At 41.5% G+C, this 20,785-nt stretch carries 17 protein-coding genes and 1 other annotated feature; of the genes, 4 read left to right on the forward strand and 13 right to left on the reverse strand.

All coding sequences use genetic code 11. The features are described 5' to 3' along the window. Window positions 1-30: 30 nt before the first annotated feature. The 11 genes from G613_RS0103475 to G613_RS0103525 form a co-directional block, all read right to left on the reverse strand. A complete protein-coding gene (locus tag G613_RS0103475; protein ID WP_029231331.1) occupies window positions 31-537 on the reverse strand; it encodes a flavin reductase in 507 nt (168 codons plus the stop codon). A 27-nt stretch (window positions 538-564) separates the two neighbouring features. Further along, window positions 565-1,068 (reverse strand): transcription elongation factor GreA, encoded by a 504-nt coding sequence (gene greA, locus G613_RS0103480; RefSeq protein ID WP_029231332.1) that lies wholly within the window; start codon window positions 1,066-1,068, stop codon window positions 565-567. A 90-nt stretch (window positions 1,069-1,158) separates the two neighbouring features. After that, window positions 1,159-2,022, reverse strand: a complete 864-nt coding sequence (gene fba, locus G613_RS0103485; protein WP_029231333.1) for a class II fructose-1,6-bisphosphate aldolase — start codon at window positions 2,020-2,022, stop codon at window positions 1,159-1,161. A gap of 89 nt (window positions 2,023-2,111) precedes the next feature. Further along, window positions 2,112-4,202, reverse strand: a complete 2,091-nt coding sequence (locus tag G613_RS0103490) for an alpha-glycosidase (protein ID WP_029231334.1) — start codon at window positions 4,200-4,202, stop codon at window positions 2,112-2,114. Window positions 4,203-4,405: 203 nt separating this feature from the next. Then, window positions 4,406-6,274, reverse strand: a complete 1,869-nt coding sequence (ftsH, locus tag G613_RS0103495; RefSeq protein ID WP_051151024.1) for an ATP-dependent zinc metalloprotease FtsH — start codon at window positions 6,272-6,274, stop codon at window positions 4,406-4,408. A gap of 18 nt (window positions 6,275-6,292) precedes the next feature. After that, a complete protein-coding gene (gene hpt / locus G613_RS0103500) occupies window positions 6,293-6,817 on the reverse strand; it encodes a hypoxanthine phosphoribosyltransferase (RefSeq protein ID WP_029231336.1) in 525 nt (174 codons plus the stop codon). Then, a complete protein-coding gene (tilS, locus tag G613_RS0103505) occupies window positions 6,810-8,189 on the reverse strand; it encodes a tRNA lysidine(34) synthetase TilS (protein WP_029231337.1) in 1,380 nt (459 codons plus the stop codon). Before tilS ends, hpt begins: the two co-directional genes overlap by 8 nt. Before the next feature lie 118 nt (window positions 8,190-8,307). Next, window positions 8,308-8,619 carry a septum formation initiator family protein gene (locus G613_RS0103510; RefSeq protein ID WP_029231338.1) on the reverse strand — a complete coding sequence of 104 codons (312 nt, stop codon included), beginning with the start codon at window positions 8,617-8,619 and terminating at the stop codon, window positions 8,308-8,310. Window positions 8,620-8,691: 72 nt separating this feature from the next. After that, a complete protein-coding gene (locus G613_RS0103515) occupies window positions 8,692-8,931 on the reverse strand; it encodes an RNA-binding S4 domain-containing protein (protein WP_029231339.1) in 240 nt (79 codons plus the stop codon). Window positions 8,932-8,933: 2 nt separating this feature from the next. After that, window positions 8,934-10,670: a PEGA domain-containing protein gene (locus tag G613_RS0103520; RefSeq protein ID WP_196805033.1), complete on the reverse strand. Its 1,737-nt coding sequence runs from the start codon at window positions 10,668-10,670 to the stop codon at window positions 8,934-8,936. 11 nt (window positions 10,671-10,681) lie between these two features. Next, window positions 10,682-12,025, reverse strand: a complete 1,344-nt coding sequence (locus G613_RS0103525; protein ID WP_029231341.1) for a CCA tRNA nucleotidyltransferase — start codon at window positions 12,023-12,025, stop codon at window positions 10,682-10,684. A 100-nt stretch (window positions 12,026-12,125) separates the two neighbouring features. Between G613_RS0103525 and G613_RS0103530 the strand changes: the two genes are divergently transcribed. Together G613_RS0103530 and G613_RS0103535 are read left to right on the forward strand one after the other, a co-directional pair. Then, window positions 12,126-13,847 carry a diguanylate cyclase domain-containing protein gene (locus G613_RS0103530; protein WP_029231342.1) on the forward strand — a complete coding sequence of 574 codons (1,722 nt, stop codon included), beginning with the start codon at window positions 12,126-12,128 and terminating at the stop codon, window positions 13,845-13,847. Next, window positions 13,840-15,522 carry a GGDEF domain-containing protein gene (locus G613_RS0103535; protein WP_029231343.1) on the forward strand — a complete coding sequence of 561 codons (1,683 nt, stop codon included), beginning with the start codon at window positions 13,840-13,842 and terminating at the stop codon, window positions 15,520-15,522. Before G613_RS0103530 ends, G613_RS0103535 begins: the two co-directional genes overlap by 8 nt. A 90-nt stretch (window positions 15,523-15,612) precedes the next feature. Here G613_RS0103535 and proS read toward each other — a convergent pair whose 3' ends face one another. After that, the gene (gene proS / locus G613_RS0103540; RefSeq protein ID WP_029231344.1) at window positions 15,613-17,043 is read right to left on the reverse strand and encodes a proline--tRNA ligase; all 1,431 of its coding nucleotides are present in this window, start codon (window positions 17,041-17,043) and stop codon (window positions 15,613-15,615) included. 67 nt (window positions 17,044-17,110) lie between these two features. Continuing rightward, window positions 17,111-17,352: a binding site (T-box leader), on the reverse strand. Window positions 17,353-17,446: 94 nt separating this feature from the next. On the opposite strand from proS, the gene G613_RS0103545 reads away from it, so the two are divergent. Beyond that, complete coding sequence (locus tag G613_RS0103545; RefSeq protein ID WP_029231345.1) at window positions 17,447-18,262, forward strand: hypothetical protein; 816 nt, start codon at window positions 17,447-17,449, stop codon at window positions 18,260-18,262. A gap of 2 nt (window positions 18,263-18,264) precedes the next feature. Here the strand turns inward: G613_RS0103545 and G613_RS0103550 are convergent, their stop codons facing one another. Then, window positions 18,265-19,419: a hypothetical protein gene (locus tag G613_RS0103550; RefSeq protein WP_029231346.1), complete on the reverse strand. Its 1,155-nt coding sequence runs from the start codon at window positions 19,417-19,419 to the stop codon at window positions 18,265-18,267. A gap of 246 nt (window positions 19,420-19,665) precedes the next feature. On the opposite strand from G613_RS0103550, the gene G613_RS0103555 reads away from it, so the two are divergent. Continuing rightward, the gene (locus tag G613_RS0103555; protein ID WP_029231347.1) at window positions 19,666-20,688 is read left to right on the forward strand and encodes a sugar kinase; all 1,023 of its coding nucleotides are present in this window, start codon (window positions 19,666-19,668) and stop codon (window positions 20,686-20,688) included. Window positions 20,689-20,785 lie beyond the last annotated feature (97 nt).

The following is a 20,785-nucleotide window of genomic DNA, read 5'->3' on the forward strand; positions in this document are numbered from 1 at the left end:
ATGCCCCTCATAAGCACATTTGCACTATTGTTATCTAATTAATACCTTCTTTATCTCCCCCACGTATATTATGTAATCCTCGAAATCCTTCGGTAAAGCATCCGGAGTGTATGTGTCTACAAATCCATCCTTACCGATTTCTTTCTTATAGATGACGTTACATACAATAGCATTGCTGGCTTCTTCTATAAGCGGAACCCCCTCATAGTATCCGATATTAAGCCTTGCCCCTTTGATTTTATCCTCGTCTTTACCGGATACGGCTTCCAGGTATTTTATCGCGCCGCGATATTCATCATTATCGATGAAATTAAGCGAATATTCCCCTGCAGCGTCAATGATTTCTCTTGTATATCTGTTCTTCCTAACACAGATAAAGGTAACTCGCTTTCCCCACATCTGACCAACACCGCCGTTACGCGTAACCGCAGTATTAACCCTGCTACCATCTCCCGCTGTTACAAGGAATTTTTTTCCTCCGAAAGTAAAAGAACCAGTCTCAACTTCTTCTGGATTAAAGTCCTGGAATACTCGCATAAGCACCTCCGCTAAGCTGTAAAAGCATTAGAAATCTCTTATTTTGTCTTCCTCTGTCAGCCCTGTGTTCTCAATTTTCATTATCGTTATTTCATAACTAAAATTATCGCTTACTTTAATATTAACACGGTCACCTACCTTATGTCCAAGTAATTGTTTACCAAGGGGAGATTCAATGCTGATAAGGCCTTTCAGGGAATTCTGCCTCATGGTTGTGACAATTTTATAGGTTTCCTCGCTGCCATCTTCCTCGATGCGGACAGTTACTGACTTGTTCATTCCTACTTGATCTTCTGTAGTATTATCATCAATAACTTTAGCAGTCTTGATCATTCTCTCCAGAAATCTGATTCTGCTCTCATTCTGGTTTTTGGCCTTCTTGGCAGCATAATACTCGAAATTCTCAGAAAGATCTCCCTGAGCACGAGCCTCTTTTACATGCTCAAGCAGCTCTTTTCTCACCACAACCTTGCGGTGTTCGATCTCTGCCTCCATATCCTCGATGTCTTTTCTTGTTAGTTCGTTGTTCATTGGTATTCCCCCATAACAAATATAGATATATAAACAGCAAAGGGCGAAGCCTTACGGCCTCGCCCCAATTTACTCCTAAAACAAATCGCATCAAGCCTTGCCAACTGATCCGAAGAGTTCCATCTTCTCCTTAACTGTAGCCTTGATAGCTTCAGCACCTGGAGCAAGAAGCTTACGAGGGTCAAAGCCCTTTCCTTCAAGATCCTTACCAGCCTCAACATATTTACGAGTTGCATCAGCAAATGAAAGCTGACACTCTGTATTAACGTTAATCTTGGATACGCCAAGTGTGATAGCCTTCTTGATCATGTCTGCAGGAATACCTGTGCCGCCGTGAAGTACGAGAGGCATAGCTCCTGTCTTCTGCTGGATAGCATCAAGAACGTCGAATCTAAGTCCTGGCCATCCCTCTGGATACTTACCATGGATGTTACCGATACCAGCTGCAAGCATATCTACGCCAAGATCAGCGATTCTCTTGCACTCGTCTGGATCAGCGCACTCGCCCATACCAACAACGCCGTCTTCCTCGCCGCCGATTGAACCAACCTCAGCCTCGATAGAAAGACCAAGCTGATGAGATACGTTAACAAGCTCAGATGTCTTAGCAACGTTCTCCTCGATGTTGTAGTGTGATCCATCAAACATGATAGATGTGAAACCAGCCTTGATACACTTGTAGCATCCTTCGTATGTACCGTGGTCAAGGTGAAGTGCAACAGGAACAGTGATTCCAAGGCTCTCGTCCATAGCCTTAACCATAGCTGCTACTGTTGTGAAACCTGTCATATATTTACCAGCGCCCTCAGAAACACCGAGGATAACTGGGGACTGAAGTTCCTGTGCTGTAAGAAGTACTGACTTAGTCCACTCCAGGTTGTTAATGTTGAACTGGCCTACTGCATAGTGGCCTTCTTTTGCTTTTACAAGCATGTCTCTTGCGGATACTAACATTGTTTTTCTCCCTTGTTTATGTAGTATTGATGGTTAAATCCATTATATACTCCTTGGGTAAAAAAATAAAGTTAATCATTTCACAAGCATCAGCCAAAATCAAAGTAGTTATCAGCCCAGAATTCATCATCTGATACCGGTGCAAAGCTGTTATATCTGAGCACGGTTCCGGATCTTCTGGAAAGTGTAAGTGTAAGCACACCATCCTTGACCCTTACTGATGAGCCGTCAGAAGTATAGCCGGTGTAATCAGAAGTAATCAAGTTGCTAAGTTTGGTATCACGAGGAATTCCTGTAGGCCAAACCTCTATTTCCTTGGTTACTTCAAAGTCGTTATTGTTAATTGCGACTATAACAGCCGCAGTTCTGTTAAATCTGCCGTAGGCAATGAAATTATTATCTGCAAGCAGTTCTCTGATTGATCCGCTGATAAGCTCAGGACAGGATTTGTGGATTGCTATCATAGCCTTGTGGAAAGCAATCATTTCCTTGTCTTCATGTCCCCATGGATAGGTTCTTCTGTTATCAGGATCTGTAAAGCCGCATACTCCGGCCTCATCTCCATAGTAAATGGTAGGTGCTCCGGGCCATGTCATCTGAACAATTACAGCTTCTCTCATCACGCCCTTATTAATACCGGTCTCAGCTGACTGAGGCATAAGATTGCTGCTTCTGCCAACCTTCTGAGAGGTTCTGGTAATAAATCTTGAGTGATCATGGTTAGAGAGCTCGTTCATTGCTGTATAAAGCGAAGACATGCTGAAGTTCTCGCCGCCGCAATATGCCATGGTATCAAAAAACTCTCTGGCATTTCCTATTCTCTGGGGCTGGAATTCATCAGAATGCTTCTCCATACCTGTAAGGAACCAGGTAAGGGGCTCCATGAACGCGTCATAGTTCATGACTGTATCCCACTCACCGCCCTGAAGCCATTCTCCTGCAGGACCGTAATGCTCTGCCAGGATGATTGCTTCCGGATTAGCTTTTTTAACTTCTGTTCTGAATCTTTTCCAGAAGTAATGGTTGTATTCTCTTGAATGGCCAAGGTCTGCTGCCACATCAAGTCTCCAACCGTCTGCATTATAAGGCGCAGATACCCATTTACGTCCGATTCTGAGGATATACTCCTCCAGCTCCTTGGATCCTTCGTAGTTCAACTTGGGAAGAGTATCATATCCCCACCAACCGTCATAATTTAAATTATATGGCCAATTTCCTCCGTTAAATGAGAAAAATTCTCTATAGGGACTCTCACCGGAAACATAAGCTCCCTTTTCGTAACCCTTGGAATTCTCATAAATACGCTCTTTATCAAGCCACTTATTAAATGAACCACAGTGATTAAATACTCCGTCGAGGATAACCTTAATGCCTCTCTTGTGAGCTTCCTCTACAAGTTTGGCAAACAGCGCATCACTGGCTTCAAGATTCTTCTTACTGGTAACGCGGCTAATATACTTGGTGGACTTTGAGTTGTCCTGGTTATCCTGGTTAAGCTCTCCCTCGTCCTCGATTATTACACCAAAATGAGGATCGATATGATCATAATCCTGAGTATCATACTTATGAGATGAAGGTGATACAAATATAGGGTTAAAATAGATTACATCTATTCCTAAGTCCTGAAGATAATCAAGCTTATCCAGTACTCCCTGAAGATCTCCGCCGTAGAACTCTCCAAAATCCCAATAAGCATCCGGATACTGATCCCAGTTTTCTACCTGAACACTCTTGTGTCCGTTATAGTAATACTCACCGGTCTGAACATCGTTGGATTTATCACCGTTACAGAATCTATCAACAAAAATCTGATACATTACTGCGCCTTTAGCCCAGTTTGGAGTGAAAAATCCAGGGAATATCTTAAACTTCATGCTATCAAGGATAGTTCTGCAACAGCCTCTTTTGTCATAGAATGTCCAGTTACCATCCTGAGCTTTTATCTCGAAGAAATAAGGAACTGCTTCACTTCCTGTCTTAACACTTGCGTCAAAGTACACAAATTCGCCATCCTTTTCACTGCGGCGCATTGTCACACGATCGTTTCCCCAAACGAGTGTGACATCAACGTCATCTTCCTTTGAACATCTGAATCTGACCTGTGTTTTTCTATTTTTATCAGGTTCCGCTGGTCTTAAATAGTCCAGGGTCATATCATGAAATAAAGCTTTTGTATTCATTCTCTTTCCTATACATGCAAAAAAGACAGCTACGATGCTGTCTTTTTAGAGAAGGTATTTCTTTCTTATGGGGTATAGCAAAAAACTATATAATGTATTGGGGGGTTACGCATATTATACTAGCACCGCCCACAACCCTCGTAAAGACTAATACTTCACAAATTTGTCAAAAACAGCTGTATGTTTTTGTGCACTTTTAACAATTATAATTCTACTTCCACATCTGTGGTAATGTCTCTCCCCTCAAAGAGAGCTTCAAATTCTTCTCTGCCGATCTTTTCCTTTTCAATCAACAGATTTGCACTGCTATGAAGTATATCCTCGTAACCCAGAATAATTTCCTTAGCTTTTGCATAGCACTTATCGATAATCATCTTAACTTCCTTATCGATTTCCCCTGCCATAAATTCGCTGTGCTTCTTGGAATGAGAAATATCATACCCGATGAATACATCTTCCTCATTCTCATCATAATTTATCACACCAAGATTTTCTGACATACCATACTTGGTAACCATATTTCTGGCCTCAGAAGTTGCCTTCTTGATATCACTTGATGCACCTGTTGTGATATCTCCAAAGATAATCTCCTCGGCAATTCTGCCACCTAAAGATACCATGATATCTTCAAGCATTCTCTTCTTGGTAATAAACATTTCATCCTTTTCAGGAAGTGGCATAGTGTAGCCTGCTGCCCCAAGTCCTGTAGGAATAATTGATATTGTATGTACCGGTCCGACTTCTGGAAGAACATGGAAAAGGATCGCATGTCCTGCCTCATGATAAGCAGTAATCTTCTTTTCTTTATCTGAAATAATACGGCTTCTCTTCTCGGTTCCTATTCCGACCTGGATAAAGGCCTTCTCCACATCAGCCTGTTTGATAAATGCTCTGCTATCCATAGCTGCGTTGATTGCTGATTCATTAAGAAGGTTTTCAAGGTCTGCACCGGTAAATCCGGCTGTAGTCTGTGCAACCTTTTTAAGATCAACATCATCAGAAAGTGGCTTATTGCGAGCGTGTACCTTGAGAATCTCTTCTCTTCCGCCAACATCAGGCCTTGCAACTGTAATCTTACGGTCAAATCTTCCGGGTCTCATAATGGCAGGATCAAGAATATCTACTCTGTTAGTAGCAGCCATTACGATGATTCCTTCGTTTGTTCCAAAGCCGTCCATCTCAACAAGCATCTGGTTCAAGGTCTGCTCTCTCTCGTCATGGCCACCGCCCATACCTGTTCCACGTCTTCTTGCAACAGCGTCTATCTCATCGATGAAGATAATACATGGTGCATTCTTCTTGGCATCGGCAAACAGATCTCTAACTCTGGAAGCACCGACACCTACAAACATTTCCACAAAGTCTGAACCGGAAATAATAAAGAACGGAACTCCTGCCTCACCGGCTACAGCCTTGGCAAGAAGTGTCTTACCAGTACCGGGAGCACCCTCAAGAAGTACACCCTTGGGAATTCTTGCTCCAACCTTGGTGAATTTGCCGGGATCCTTGAGGAATTCTATTATTTCAGCAAGCTGCTCCTTCTCCTCTTTAAGACCGGCTACATCATTAAGCTTTATCTTGTTTTCTTCGCTGGTTGACATCTTGGCTCTGCTCTTGCCAAAGTTAAGCATTTTAGAGCTTCCGCCGCCACCGGCCTGCATTCCCATCATCATGGTATACATAAACACCATGACCACAACGCCTACTATTATGGGAATGATGCCATTGATCAGCACATTCTCGGAAGGAATGTCCTTGACCTCCAGCCTTACTTTTTTGTCGTTAACCTTTGACTCCACCACGGTAACATCTGTGGAATAAAAAACCACATCACTTGCTCCATCATTAAACGAAACTCTTACCGCACCGGTTGGTGTCTCAGCATTCGGCATTATTATTACGCTTTTAACTCTATCCTGGTCCATATCGCTTTCAAGAGCAGATACATTGTAAACATCAGCACCTGAAGAAAACAGGTTTCTGCTGTACTGTATCACCACGACAAACGTCAGCAAAATCATGGCAACCATTATTATAGAGCTAAAATTTTTAGACTTATTCAAATTCCCCATTGCCCCCTTTAAAGGTGATCAATTAAACTCAACAACACCAATATAAGGAAGATTACGATATCTCTGATCATAATCAAGTCCGTAACCTACTACGAACTCATCAGGAATCTCAAATCCTGTGTAATCAACCTTAACATCTGTCACTCTTCTCTCAGGCTTATCAAGAAGTGTGCAAAGTTTGATACTGGAAGGGCCTCTATCTCCAAGCATCTTTATAAGATATGAAAGTGTTCTGCCTGAATCAACGATATCTTCTACGATAAGTACATCTCTATCCTTAAGAGGTTCATCCAGATCTTTGACAATCTTAACAACTCCACTGGATTTTGTTGAGCTTCCATAGCTTGATGCTGACATGAAATCCATGGTAACAGGAACTGTAATACGCTTTGCAAGCTCACACATGAAGAATACGCCACCCTTCAAAACACATACAAGGTGAACTGACTTTCCTTCATAGTCTCTGGAAATCTGCTCTCCAAGCTCCTGAATTCTCTTATCAACTTCCTCTTCCTTGAGTAGTACACGAACTGATTCAGCCATTATAAAAACCTCCATTATCAATATTGATTTCTAATATTCTGCCCGTTGTATCGTTTATCTTGTAAGCTCCACTCATCCTTATGCCCGGAACCCACAAGACATTACTACCATCCGTCAAAAGATAAATCTCATCCCGAACAGCCTTGGGAACCTTTTCATCTGTCATAAGCTTGCCAATTTTTTTCTTATGAAGGCTTTCTCCCTGCTCCAAAAGGATGTAGTCATCCGGCTTTCTTGGCCTGATTATGGCTCTTTGTATTCTATCATAATCAAACCATTTAGTATACTTTGCGGACGGAAATAGTTTCCCACCATTATATTGCAATACCTTGATATGTGCTATACCTAAATTTGGAATATCTATCTTAAGTTCATCGCCCACTTCCAGATTTGACGGTATTTCAAACTCTTTTTCTGCATTCAATGAACTTTTTGTGTCCTTGGTTCCGATAGTCAGGCTATCGTAGCTTCTTACAGCCTCCAGATTATATGGAAGGTCTATCGAAGCTGTTCCGGCCGTCTCTGCTGCTATCGCAAGAATCGAATCCACATGGGCCGAAGTTATATCCTTCCTGCTTGGAGTAAGACTCTCAAGACATCTTAGTATAATTGCTGATTTGATGGCATCATCCTTGTCCCTGAAGTCCTTAAGTTCTATTTTTACCAGACCCTTTTTCTCATGAACAACGGCCTTATATACCTCATCCGCCTCGCTTTGTATATAGCCATCCGCCTTGGCAAATTCAATAGCTGCCCTGCAAAGATGCGCCACAGCATTCTTATTTACATCTTTTTCCATCCTTGGGATGAGAATATTTCTCACAATGTTCCTGGTATGGATATTCTCATCATTGGTCTTATCATGGCAAAAGAGCTGTCTCTTATGTCTTAAATACTTCTCGATTTCGTCTCTGTTAACGCACAAAAACGGCCTGATAATATTGCCTCTTACCGGCCTGATGGCACCTGCCCCATGAAGGCCGCTTCCTCTTAAGAGATTCATAAGAAGAGTTTCTGCCACATCATTTTGATGGTGTGCTACAGCTATTACAGAGGCACCATTTTTCTTGGCCGTTTCAAAAAAGGCTTCATACCTTGCCCTTCTTCCTGCCTCTTCTTCTGTCATCTTCCATTTTTTGGAGAGCTTAGGAATATCTTTTTGATAAAAGAAACACTCTATATCATGTTCTTTGCAAAAAGACCTGACAAAAGCCTCATCCTCTTCAGCTTCCTTGCGAATTCCATGGTTTACATGAACGGCAATCAGCTTAATATCCAGAACATTCTTAAGGCTGCAAAGCGTGAGCATCATTGCGGTTGAATCCGCACCACCAGAAAATCCCGCCAGTACAACACTGCCGGGTTCAATCATATTGTTTGCTCTTATGAAATCTAATACTCTACTCTCGAAGCTATTCATATCACCTTGTAAAATCAAAGCGCAGACTTCATACGTTCCTCCGTAGTGATGCCTGCGCCTATGTTCACAATTAGTTGTTTTCGTTCTTGAAGATAATCTCTCCCGGATATACCAGTCCGAGCTTATCTCTTGCTGTATCCTCTATGTATTTACGCGTGTGCGTGTACTTCTCAAATTCGGCAATTTCTGCACTTCTCTGCTCTTCCTGTTCAATCTGTGAAACCAGTGCCTCTTCTCTAACCTGATACTCATTGGCCTTTTTCATGAGTCCGACACTTTTTATTGATACCACTGAAACCAGGATAAGCACTACAATGCTAGCCCAGATAATACCTGCCGTGTTTTGGAAGCGACGACGCTTATAGCGTGCTCTGCTTGCCATGTTACACCCCTCAAATTAAGAAAGAATTAAATTTTTTCCTAAAATTATAATAATACAGTACTTTAATCCATGTCAAATATAACGATACAGCGAAGTTACATCTTCTTTGTGGATTGTTTCCTGGATGTCTAATACCTCTACGCTTACATCCTTATTTCCAAAACCGATGGTGATCTTATCACCAACCTTCACCTCTGCAGAAGCCTTGGCAGGACGGCCGTTTATCGTTACTCTTCCTGCATCGCATGCTTCATTGGCTACGGTTCTTCTCTTTATAAGTCTTGTTACCTTTAAGTACTTGTCTAAACGCATTTCTAATCTCCTGATGATGCTGATGCTGTACTTGCAGCATCGCTTATTTCTGCACTGCTCTCTGAGCTTGTGCCCTTCTTGGAAGACTCACTTCCTGACGAGTCCTCAGATTTTCCTTCACTGCTTTCTTCTTTTGATGAAGATTCTTCAGCAGGTTCCGAAGATGCCTCTGATGCTGCATCCGATGAAGCTTCTGAAGGAGCCTCAGTGGAGGCTTCTTTTGACGAATCCTTAGTTGAATCCTTGGAAGCATCTGAAGAAGTGTTGTCTTTACTGCTATCAGATTCCGTTTCATCTTTCTTTATCTTGACCATATCAGGAAGTCTGTAGGAAAGGTTTGTTTCCTCTTTGTCGATGTTGATCCTGTAACTTCTGGTTTCATAACCTTCTTTTTTGACTATGAATTCGTGATTGCCTGAAATCTTGGTAACACTACACGGAATCAGTCCGATATAATTTCCATCAAAGTACAATTCTGCTCCGTTAGGCTCATCGATATATATTTTGTACCCTTCAATTACCTGATTTGTTGCACTTGAACTGCTACTGCTCTTGCCTGAAGAATTGGAGCTTACTGATTTACCTGACGAATAAGCTGACGCAAATCTGGAACTGTCATCCTTTTTATCCTTGGTTGTAGCTACTGTGCTGGCATCAGATGACTCCTTGTGAGGAAGCGTTGAGCTCTCTGAAGCGGCAGAACTTGCCTCCTGGGCAGATTCATCTTTCTCAAGAGTGATGCTGATTACTGACTTTGGTGTACCAACCTTAAGGTACTTGGTCTGTGTAATGTATCCGTCAGCTATTATCTTGAGGTTATGATAGCCGTACTGTATTGACTGTGGCACTCCTGTCAGCATTCTTGTACCGTCAACAAATACATCTGCTGTTTCAGGATCAATTTCAAACGTAACCAGACCCTCTTTTGGTCTTGAAATAGTTACATTACTTGTATCAATGACTGTTTCCTGGTTTCTGCTGATAGTAACCTCATCCTGATAATTGGCGCCGTTTCCCAAAATCTGGAGAGTGTAGTCCCCCTCAGGCGCACTAAGCAGCATGTTTGGCGAAATCTTGTGAATAACTTCATTGTCAAGCTCAAGCCATGCTCCCACAAGGCTCTGGTTCTCTACTGTTTCCGAGGAAAGGCTCACATATCCGTGGCCACTCTGAACCACAACACTATAAATATCTTTTCCTATTCCGCTTACTGTCACGGAATCCGTTGAAAGAATATCCTCTGCCAGCGCCAGCTGATTCTCCGCCATGATAAGGGTTCTTGGGTCAATCTTGTATACGCCGCCGTTAACTACAGCTGTTCCGTCATTTCTGACAAGATCGTGATCTCTGGTATTTCCGATAACCCAGGCATCTTTGGACACATTAAGAGTCGTAATATGTTTGGAGCTCTTTAAAAATGTAACTTCTACGATCTGCCCCTCAGACAAAAGCCTTGGAGAAAGCACGCTTCCGTAGATGTCATACATCATACTTGTGTTGTCATAGCTAAGTGTGTAGGTCTTACCTGTAGAATGATTTCTGAATCTGATTTCCTTTTTATCGGTATCTACTGATCTTATGGCAGCCACATCTGCAGAGTCGTATCTACCAAGAAGTGAAATATTGATTTTTCCTGAGTTGTCCTCACTGGCTATACATGAAGCCGGTGATAAAGCTACCAGTATTACTGAAAGCAAAAGAGCTACAAATGCCTTCATTATCAGATTTGTCTTTTTCACGATCTTACCCCTCATTGATCCTTCAAAAAAGTACTTAGGCGCTCCGGCTCTAGCAAATACTCTTTGGAATTGTGCTCCGGATTATCAATAACATCCGAAAGCATTCTTCCAAGTACATCTCCGATTTTCTTCCCGGGTGTAACTCCCTTGCCTATCAGGTCGCTTCCGTTCACGGCCAGGTCTTTTAGGGTCACACACTCTTTTCTTGATTTGATTTCTTCATAAATTGCACTGATTTCTTCTATCTGCGCAATCTTTTCTTCTCTTTGATAATCACTTTGGGCCATGGTGTCGGCATATCTTACTTCTATGAAATCCGGAAAAGCATCGACGCCAACCTTATTCATTGCTCGTCTTACATTCTTGGCATCAGCAGGAAATCTCCAATCATGGTACTTGATGAGATTACATACCTTGTCCATTGTGTCTCTGTCAAACTTGAGCCTTCTGAAAATATCTTTGGCCATCTCTGCTCCCTTAAGATCATGGCCGTAGAAATGGCTCACACCCTCTTCATCTACTGTCATTGTAACAGGTTTTCCCATATCATGCATCAGCATTGTAAGCCTCAGAACCCTGTCAGGTCTTATGTTTAGCAGTGTCTGTATGATATGTTCTCCAACTGAAAAGGCATGATGGATATTGTTTTGCTCTGTTTCCATGCAGGCATCAAACTCCGGAAGAATCACTTTTGTAATTCCCATTTCATAGGCCTGCCTTAGTTTATCAGGATGCTCCGACAAAAGAAGCTTAACAAGCTCTACCTGAATTCTCTCAGCACTGATTTTCTCAAGGGTCGGAGATAGCTCTTTTATGGCTTCTATGGTCTGCTCCTCAATTTCATAGCCAAGCTGCGCCGAGAATCTGATGGCTCTCATTATCCTGAGAGCATCCTCGGAAAATCTTTCGTAGGGATTTCCGACACACCTTATAAGCCCCAGCTCAATGTCCTCCAGGCCTCCAAATCTGTCAATCAGACCCTCTTCTTCATTGTAGGCCATGGCGTTTATGGTGAAGTCCCTACGCTTCATGTCCTCTGTCAGGTTCTTGGTAAATGTCACTTCACTTGGGTGTCTGTTATCTTCGTATTTGCCGTCTATTCTGTAGGTTGTTACTTCGTAGCCCTCTTTTCCCATCATTACAGTAACTGTTCCATGCTCAATTCCTGTATCAATGGTTCTTTTAAAGAGCTTTTTTATATCTTCCGGAACTGCATTTGTTGTGATGTCCCAGTCCCCAGGCACTCTTCCAAGAACTGCATCCCTTACACAGCCTCCTACTACGTAGGCCTCAAATCCAGCTTCGTGTATCGTATCTAATATTGTTTTTGCATTTTCCGGTAAATTGATCTTCATAATTAAATAATATCGTATTGCTCCTGTCTTGTGAATAATATACTAGGCATTTTCTACTATAAGAAGTATACTAAATATATGTAATAATGAGGATTATTGTATGAAATATCAAAAAGCCATCAAAGCATCTGTATTTGCTTTCGTCCTGTTATTATTAATTTTGGCTATAGTTGTTTCGGTGAATGTGTCTAATCAGGTGATCTTATCTCCTGATTCATTGACAGTGATCAATGACAACTGGACCATCAATAGCAAAGGACAGATAATTCAAAACGATGATGTATCTCAAGCTGACATTGGAGTCATTAACGAGCTGGAAACTGTTTCTATTTCCAGAATCATTGATGATGTGGGCTTTGATAATCCGTGTCTTACATTCTTTTCTATCCACTCAATTGTAAATGTTTATCTTGATAATGACCTTATCTATACCTATGGTCAGAATTTCTATGACAATAAAAATATCGTCCCGAAGCGCGCTCATTACATCCCTTTAGGGTCCTCCTATGCAGGAAAAATACTGAAAATAGAGTTTATAGGCTCAAGGAATGCCTCTTTTTCCGGTATTACATCTATTATTGTTGGCGAAAGAGATGATATTTTAACCAATGATTTCAATAATGGTGCCATAGCTATAATTGTCGGTGGTTTCCTGTTTGTCCTTGGCATTTTGCTAATAATACTTTCCCCTTATCTTTTCTTTTATCACAATAAGGATCTTCGAATATTCTTTAGCGGCCTTATTTCACTTATGCTTGGCATATATATCATGGGATACTACCGCATATTTGACCTTTTGATAGACAACAGCATGCTAAACACTTTTTTGGAATACATGTCTCTTTATAATATTCCGACAGTTATCATCGGCTATCTGATGTGCGTTTACTCCGGTAAGATCAGGAAGCTTTTTGTAACAATATTTATCATTGATGTAGGCCTTTTCCTTACATCTGTAATTTTGCACCTGATTCAATACGCAAGGTTTACCGATTTTACAGTCGTCTTGCACATTGCATCGGGTATTGAATTCGTCATTACCGTAATCATGATTTCCAGGGATTATATAAATAACAAAAACAGCAATATCAGAAATGCCTACTCTGCAGATAATATCTTCGTCCTGGGTCTTATTATATTTATGGCTTTATCACTTGTTGATATTCTGCGATACAACTTCTACAAATATGGAAAAAGCTCAGGAGAAACCAATGCACAACTTATCGGTTTTACCATTGGTGCGCTGATCTTTGTAATATGCCTGATGATCAGCTATCTATACTACAATATTTTCAGTTCAAATATTGCATCTATGCAAAGTAAGATCATCGACCTGGCCTACACGGATTCTTTAACCGGATTGTCCAACAGAGCCCGCTGCGAACAGATGATGCAGACAATTTCTGAAGAGAACGGAGTATATGCCATTATAAGCCTTGATCTTAACAAGCTTAAATTTGTAAACGATACTCTTGGTCATCATGAAGGTGACAGACTTCTTACAGGTTTTGCCACTATTCTCTCAGACTGCTTCTGGGATGCAAATCTTATCGGCAGAATGGGTGGCGACGAATTTATTGTTATTCTTTTGGAAGACAGAACCATCAATCTTACCAGGCGCATTCACGAACTGTACTCAATTATAAATGATTGGAATCATAAAGAGCAGGTATTTAAGTACAGTGCTTCTTATGGTTATGCCTACAGCTATGAAGTTCCCAATGGCTCAGCAAATGAGGTCTATATGCTGGCTGATAACAGAATGTATGAAATGAAGCGTGAGCATCATGAATCGGGACAGGAGGTGATACAAAATGCGTAAAACTTCCTCCTTCCTGGCTGTTGCCATTACTCTTTTTGTCCTTATTATCGGTGGACTTACCCATCTTTTCAGTTATTCGCCCCAGTATCCAGTGGCCAGGTTAACGGACGACTGGACTGTTGTATACAGAAACGACCAATATATCAACACCAATCTGGAAACCCTTAGCAAGCAGGTGGGTTCAACATTTACCAAGGGAGACTCTATTACCCTTAATTTGGCAAGCCCTCTTGCCTTCGATGATATACCATTTCCTTCCGTAGTGTTCAAATCCCAGTACTGTGCCTATGAGATATACCTAAACGATGTTCTGCTTGAAGACAAAAACATGGATTATCTCTCGGGAATTAAATTTCTTGGGATTAGCTATAACTTTATAAATCTTCCACCTGACTCTGTAGGAAAAAAACTAACTATTAAGCTTTACGTGACAGAAAATAATACCAGAGCAAATTTGCTGACTCCTCTCCTTGGCAACTTCGATGATGTTTACCGAACCGTTCTGCACGATGCTCTTTTCCCGGCATTTACAGCGATATTCCTGATAGTATTCGGTTTTGTATTCCTTATTATTTCGCTGGTATTTTATCTGAAAACTTCCGGCGTATCTTCTCAGGTAATATGTTCAATCCTAAGCACTGTCCTGGGCGTATGGATGATTAATGCCTACGATGCCATAGATTTTTATATTGCACCAAACGTAGCGACCTTTACAGAATTCTGCGCACTGTATTTGATGCTGCCGCTTCTGTACATGCTTATTTATAACCTCCATATCAGGCGGCGCAATAGTGTCGTGGTTTTCCTTGGCTATAGCAGTCTTGCCTTTGCCATTTTATTTATTGTCCTTCATTTAACCAACATTGTGCACATAAACCATTTCCAGTACCCATATTACTTAATGTCCGGTGTTGGTATGGTGATCCTTTTTGTTTATGCATGTTTTGATCTTCGCTATAGAGCTAAGAATTCCTCAAGACTCATACTGATGCTTGGATTGGTAGTTTTGGGTTTGACTATGTTAGTTTATGTTATTTCTGCAATTGCCAAACTTTTTGTAGATTACAGACAAAGCAGACTCCTAAATATGCTTGTTCCTTTTGGATGTCTGTTCTTTGTTGTGACGCAGCTTCTTAACCACTTTATTTTCATGACTCACATGTTTGCTCAGAGAAAAGAGTATGCTTCTCTAACTCAGATTGCTTATGAAGATAATCTGACGGGTATTCCGAACAGAGTAAGCTGCGACAAACGATTGGTGGAAGTAGCTAAAACGGATAGTGATTTTTGTATCCTGAGTCTTGACCTTAATGGATTAAAGGAAGTAAATGACAACTCCGGTCATCCTGCAGGCGACAGACTTCTTAAATCCTTTGCCGGCGCTCTAAAAGATGTCTTTGATGGATCCGGAGAATATTTCAGGGTAGGCGGCGATGAATTTATAGTTCTTTTCACAAATATTGAAAAGAGTCTTTTAGATGAGATGCTGAGAACTCTTGAATCCAAGCTGTTAAAGCTTGATGAAGAAGATCCCGAAGCCAATCACAGCGTATCTTACGGATATGCCTACAGATCGGAAACCAAAGAAAGAGATACTCATGCAGTATATATGCTGGCTGATCAGCGAATGTATGAGTTTAAGAGAGCCTATTACAGCCACATGCAGACCAGATAAAGTCTTCAGAAAAATTAAAGCCCGGAGTAGCTATATGATATGATATTATCTATAACTACTACGGGCCTTTTTAGTTGTATTTACGGTGTATTAATATGCGCGTCCCCAGTAAACCATCTTCTTGGCTGGCTTTCCGCAAATTACGCACTTATCGGAAAGAGTATCCTGCTCAAATGGAATACAACGGCTGGTTACGTTGAACTCTTCTTTGATCTTGTCTTCGCACTCGCGGCATCCGCACCACATAGCCTTTACAAAGCCCTTAGTCTCCTTGAAGGCCTCAGCAAACTCTTCCTTATTGTGAGCCTCAAAGGTATGAGCCTGAAGGTGCTTCTTAGCTCTGTCGAACATATCGTTCTGAATCTGATCAAGAAGCTCTGCCATCTTGGTTGGAACGTCTGCAATAGCACACTCAATCTTTTCTCTTGTATCACGGCGGCAAAGTACGCACTTACCTGCCTCAAGATCCTTAGGTCCGATCTCAACACGAACAGGGATACCTCTCATCTCCTGCTCAGCAAACTTAAAGCCTGGTGTTCTGTCTGTCTCGTCAACCTTTACTCTGAAAGCTGAAAGGCTCTCTGCAATCTTGTTTGCTGCCTCAAGAACGCCTTCCTTCTTCTGCTGGATAGGAATAACAACAACCTGGATTGGAGCGATCTTAGGAGGTACTACAAGTCCTGAGTTGTCACCGTGTACCATGATCATAGCTCCGATAGTACGTGTTGTAAGTCCCCATGAAGTCTGGTTTACATAGTGAAGCTGGTTGTCCTTACCTGCATACTGGATACCGAAGGCCTTGGCAAAGCCATCACCAAAGTTATGGCTTGTTGCGCTCTGAAGAGCACGTCCATCATGCATAAGAGCTTCTACTGTGTAAGTAGCTTCTGCTCCTGCAAATTTCTCTTTATCTGTCTTCTGTCCCTTGATAACAGGGATAGCCATGTCATTTTCAAGGAAATCAGCATATACATTAAGCATCTGCTGTGTACGCTCTTCTGCCTCTTCAAAAGTAGCGTGAGCTGTGTGTCCTTCCTGCCAGAGGAACTCACGGCTTCTAAGGAAAGGTCTTGTCTCCTTCTCCCAACGAACTACTGAGCACCACTGGTTAAGAACCTGTGGAAGATCCTTGTATGAGTGAATCTCTCCCTTATAGTAATCGCAGAAAAGAGTCTCTGATGTAGGACGTACACAGTATCTCTCTGTAAGTGGCTCAAGTCCACCATGTGTTACCCATGCTACTTCAGGTGCAAAGCCTTCTACGTGATCCTTCTCCTTCTGAAGAAGTGACTCAGGAATGAACATAGGAAGATAAGCGTTCTGAACTCCTGTTGCCTTGAATCTTGCATCAAGATGCTTCTGGATAAGTTCCCAGATTGCATAGCCTGCAGGCTTGATTACCATACAGCCCTTGATGTTAGAGTAGCTTACAAGGTCTGCTTTGATGCACACATCAGTGTACCACTGTGTGAAGTCCTCATCCATGGAGGTGATTTCTGCTACGAGTTTTTTGTCTGCCATTTTTCTTTTCTCCTTTTCATTGTTTATTGGGAAAGAAAGCAATAAAAAAAGCTTATCAATCCCCTACAACAGGGACCGAAAGCCTCGGCGGTACCACCCTATTTAAATTCAGGTATTGGCAAATCCCTGAATTTCTCTTCATTACCCCTTAACGCGGGAAACGCTGTGCTTATGCTTGTTAATGGATTATCACAAATGCGTTCACACAGGACTCCAAGGCAGGTTCGCTGTTTGGTCGTAAAAGCCTTCCACCACTGGCTTTCTCTCTGAAACGCTTACGCAGTTACTATTCCTCTTCAACGTCTATTTATATTTAAAGATGATTTTATTCATATTTTGAAACAATGTCAAGATTATTAGTGTATAATCGATAGATACGATTTTTAGAAGGAATAAAATCATCATGGCAAAAAAGATATTTAAAACCAGTCTGATACTTCTGCTTAGCATCAGTATTTTGTGCGGCTGTGAACCTTATCAGGATCCTGATGGGGAGGAAATACAAAGCCTTCTTTCTGCAACCGAAGAGAATCTCTTATATGCTAGTTATCTTCGCATCGATGGAACCTGCAATTATACAGAAAGTTACCAATATAAGACAGCCAATAGTCCGGGAAAACCTCTTACTATGCATACTGTTAACGAGGACACCACCATTAAATATAAGCGTACATATCAGGATGCGCAAAACTACATGAGTTGCTTGTCCGCTTCAGGTGAATATGCATACACCGACATAAGCGCAAATAAATATAAACCTGCCAAAAGACAATATGGTTACACTGGATATTATGGCGTAGTAGACGATAATGAAAAGGAGCACCTGGAATGTAATGATTTCCCTATAAAAAAGGCCCCTGTTATTGAGGATTTAATATGTCCTGACTTAACAGATTGCGGCCGCTCTTTAGACTATTCCGACCCTGATTATTATATTCTGACAATCACCTATGGTTTCGCGAAATTTGATCACTATGTGACTTTAATCAGCAAAGAATACCGGGCAGACAACTATATTACCGGCATGAAGTATTACTATGATAAGGACACAAAAGTATTAAAGCGCATAGAAATCCAGGGTTCAAAAGATAAAACCCAAACAAAAGAAATCGCTACAGTTAAAGTCACTGAAGGATTTCTTTACAGTTTTAATATGGAATTAAACATTTCAGAATATAGCTTTAAAGAGCATAAAATGATTGTCTGCCCTGAAGAATAATCTTATATACAAACGCTAAATCCGCCATCTGATAAAGTTGGCGCAGCACCTGAGCCGCCCATAGCTGCTCCCGGCATTGATATTACCGGAGTAATATGGGTGGCTTTATTATTACCAAATATTGCAGTTGCAGAGCCCGCTGATGTCGCACCTGTGGACATACTTCCGGCGTTTTCTGCCTTTTGTTTCTCATGTTCCATTATGCCCTTCAGATACTCTTTATCTGCCTCGGCAATTTCCTTCATCTCTTTGGCGCGATGCTTGATCTTCAGCATCTTAAGGTCATCCTCAGACATATTGGGATCTGGAGCATAAAGAGTCTGTGACAGTTCTGTCAGGTCTAAATCTTCCATCATATCTTCCATAGCCTGCGACATCTCATCCATCATTTCAGACATGGAATCGCTCGATGTTTCCGCCATCAGCTCCTCATATTCCTGCTGATTTTCCTGCAAAAGCTGCTCCATTGCATACTGTTGCTGCTCTATGGCTTGCTCAAGCTCATACTGATAATCTGCCTCAGGAACATACTCATCGTCTACATCCAGCCCTTGTGCAGCTTCCTCCAGTTTCTCATCATCTAACTCTTCAGGATTCTCACTCTCATCTTCTTTCTTTTTATCCTGAATTTCTTCAAGCGCAGCTCCAAAGCCCTTATGAGCTCTTTCCACCATTTCTTCCTGCTCAAGGTGTACCACTTTTTTCTTGGCCACGTGCTCCATGCTCTTTGCATGATCTATAGCAAGCTGGAGCTCTTCATCATCGTATTCTCCGCTGCCCTTAAGGCGTTTAAGACGTGAAATTTCTCTTTTTGCAGCCTGTACTGCCTTTCTTGCACTGATAGAATTTTTACTGCGGATTATCTGAGAGGATATCTTTTTAAAGTTATATTGGAGTTTCTTTTTCTCGTTAGATACTTCTTTAGATTTTTTTCTTGCCGCCTTCATCTGCTCCGCGTAGCTGACGCTTTGTTCCACAACGCTCTTGCTCTTTTCCTGCTTCCAACAGTCATATTCAAGCTTTCTGAGCATATCAGATCCTGTGCCTTCGCTCATTCCTTTATCATAATCGGCTGCTGATTTGGACGCAGAATCGCCCCATGAAGAATTTGATCGGTACATATTCGAATAATTATTCGCATTTATACCTATAGACATTTTGCATCCTCCATGACGCGCATACCATCCCTATCAGTTTTTATATCGGAGAAAAGAGTTGTTTTTTTAATATTATTATAGAAAATACTGAACTTTTTCGGATATATGTTCATGATATTCCACATTTGGTGCGATGTAAGCACTTACAAAAGAATATCTTTTAATCTATCATATGGATTGTAAGCAATTGAAGTTTATCAGTATTGATGGAATATTGATGAAATATACGTTAGCTAGGAGGCCGCTATGGGAGATGGAAGATTTGATCTGTTAACCTTTGGTGAGATAATGCTTCGTCTGTCACCACCCAATTACGAACGCATGACAAGAGGTGATGTGTTTGATAAGAGGGCTGGAGGCTCCGAGCTTAATGTAGCGTCAGGTGTAGCACTACTTGGCCTTAGAACAGGCGTTATTTCGAGACTTCCTCAGAATCCACTTGGAACCTTTATCAAGAACAGGATTCGATTTGAGGGTGTATCAGATGATTACCTCATATACGATGAGTCTCCTGAGGCCCGCCTTGGTATTTACTACTATGAAAACGGTGCTGCTCCCCGTAAGCCATCTATCGTATATGACAGAATGAATTCATCGATCACAAGAATCTCTTTGGATGAGATTCCTGAAAGTGTCTATACTTCCACCAGAATGTTCCACACAAGTGGCATAACACTTGCCCTTAACAAGAACACCTGTGAAGTAACCACTGAGATGATCAAACGCTTCAAAAAAGGCGGTGCAATGGTTTCCTTTGACTGTAACTACCGCGCTAATCTCTGGAGCGAAGAGGATGCAAGAGCTGCCATCAAGAATATTTTGCCTTATGTAGATATTCTTTTTGTTTCTGAGGAAACCTCAAGACGAATGATGCAAAAAGATGGGGACCTCCAGGATATTATGAAGAGCTATACTACTGAGTATCCGGTCCAGATTGTTTGTACCACTCAGAGAGAGGTAATAAGTCCTCGCAAGCACAACTTCACATCCACAATTTATGATGCGAAGCGTGATGAATTCTTTACAGAAAAGCCTTATACAAATATTGATGTAATAGATAGAATTGGTTCCGGTGATGCTTATGTATCAGGTGTTCTCTACGGAATGCTCAAATACAATGATGTGCAGAAGGCTCTTGCCTATGGTAACGCCACATCAAGTGTCAAGAATACTATTCCCGGTGATCTTCCCGCAAGTGATCTTAGGGAAATAGACAGCATCATCAGAAATCATCAGTCAGACGGTCCTACAAGTGAGCTTAACCGCTGACACATTACTTTCGCCGAATTACGTTCGCCATAACGTATTTCCTTTATAAAAACCTCTAATAATTGTGGGAGAAATCCTGCAAACAAAAAAGACTGGA

Source organism: Butyrivibrio sp. VCB2006 (assembly GCF_000420945.1).
GTDB lineage: Bacteria > Bacillota > Clostridia > Lachnospirales > Lachnospiraceae > Butyrivibrio.

Bases quoted from the DNA above. Each gene is read 5' to 3' on its own strand.
- G613_RS0103475 (WP_029231331.1), bottom strand. From the start codon at position 537: ATGCGAGTATTCCAGGACTTTAATCCAGAAGAAGTTGAGACTGGTTCT.
- greA (WP_029231332.1), bottom strand. From the start codon at position 1,068: ATGAACAACGAACTAACAAGAAAAGACATCGAGGATATGGAGGCAGAG.
- fba (WP_029231333.1), bottom strand. From the start codon at position 2,022: ATGTTAGTATCCGCAAGAGACATGCTTGTAAAAGCAAAAGAAGGCCAC.
- G613_RS0103490 (WP_029231334.1), bottom strand. From the start codon at position 4,202: ATGAATACAAAAGCTTTATTTCATGATATGACCCTGGACTATTTAAGA.
- ftsH (WP_051151024.1), bottom strand. From the start codon at position 6,274: ATGGGGAATTTGAATAAGTCTAAAAATTTTAGCTCTATAATAATGGTT.
- hpt (WP_029231336.1), bottom strand. From the start codon at position 6,817: ATGGCTGAATCAGTTCGTGTACTACTCAAGGAAGAGGAAGTTGATAAG.
- tilS (WP_029231337.1), bottom strand. From the start codon at position 8,189: ATGATTGAACCCGGCAGTGTTGTACTGGCGGGATTTTCTGGTGGTGCG.
- G613_RS0103510 (WP_029231338.1), bottom strand. From the start codon at position 8,619: ATGGCAAGCAGAGCACGCTATAAGCGTCGTCGCTTCCAAAACACGGCA.
- G613_RS0103515 (WP_029231339.1), bottom strand. From the start codon at position 8,931: ATGCGTTTAGACAAGTACTTAAAGGTAACAAGACTTATAAAGAGAAGA.
- G613_RS0103525 (WP_029231341.1), bottom strand. From the start codon at position 12,025: ATGAAGATCAATTTACCGGAAAATGCAAAAACAATATTAGATACGATA.
- G613_RS0103530 (WP_029231342.1), top strand. From the start codon at position 12,126: ATGAAATATCAAAAAGCCATCAAAGCATCTGTATTTGCTTTCGTCCTG.
- G613_RS0103535 (WP_029231343.1), top strand. From the start codon at position 13,840: ATGCGTAAAACTTCCTCCTTCCTGGCTGTTGCCATTACTCTTTTTGTC.
- proS (WP_029231344.1), bottom strand. From the start codon at position 17,043: ATGGCAGACAAAAAACTCGTAGCAGAAATCACCTCCATGGATGAGGAC.
- G613_RS0103545 (WP_029231345.1), top strand. From the start codon at position 17,447: ATGGCAAAAAAGATATTTAAAACCAGTCTGATACTTCTGCTTAGCATC.
- G613_RS0103550 (WP_029231346.1), bottom strand. From the start codon at position 19,419: ATGTCTATAGGTATAAATGCGAATAATTATTCGAATATGTACCGATCA.
- G613_RS0103555 (WP_029231347.1), top strand. From the start codon at position 19,666: ATGGGAGATGGAAGATTTGATCTGTTAACCTTTGGTGAGATAATGCTT.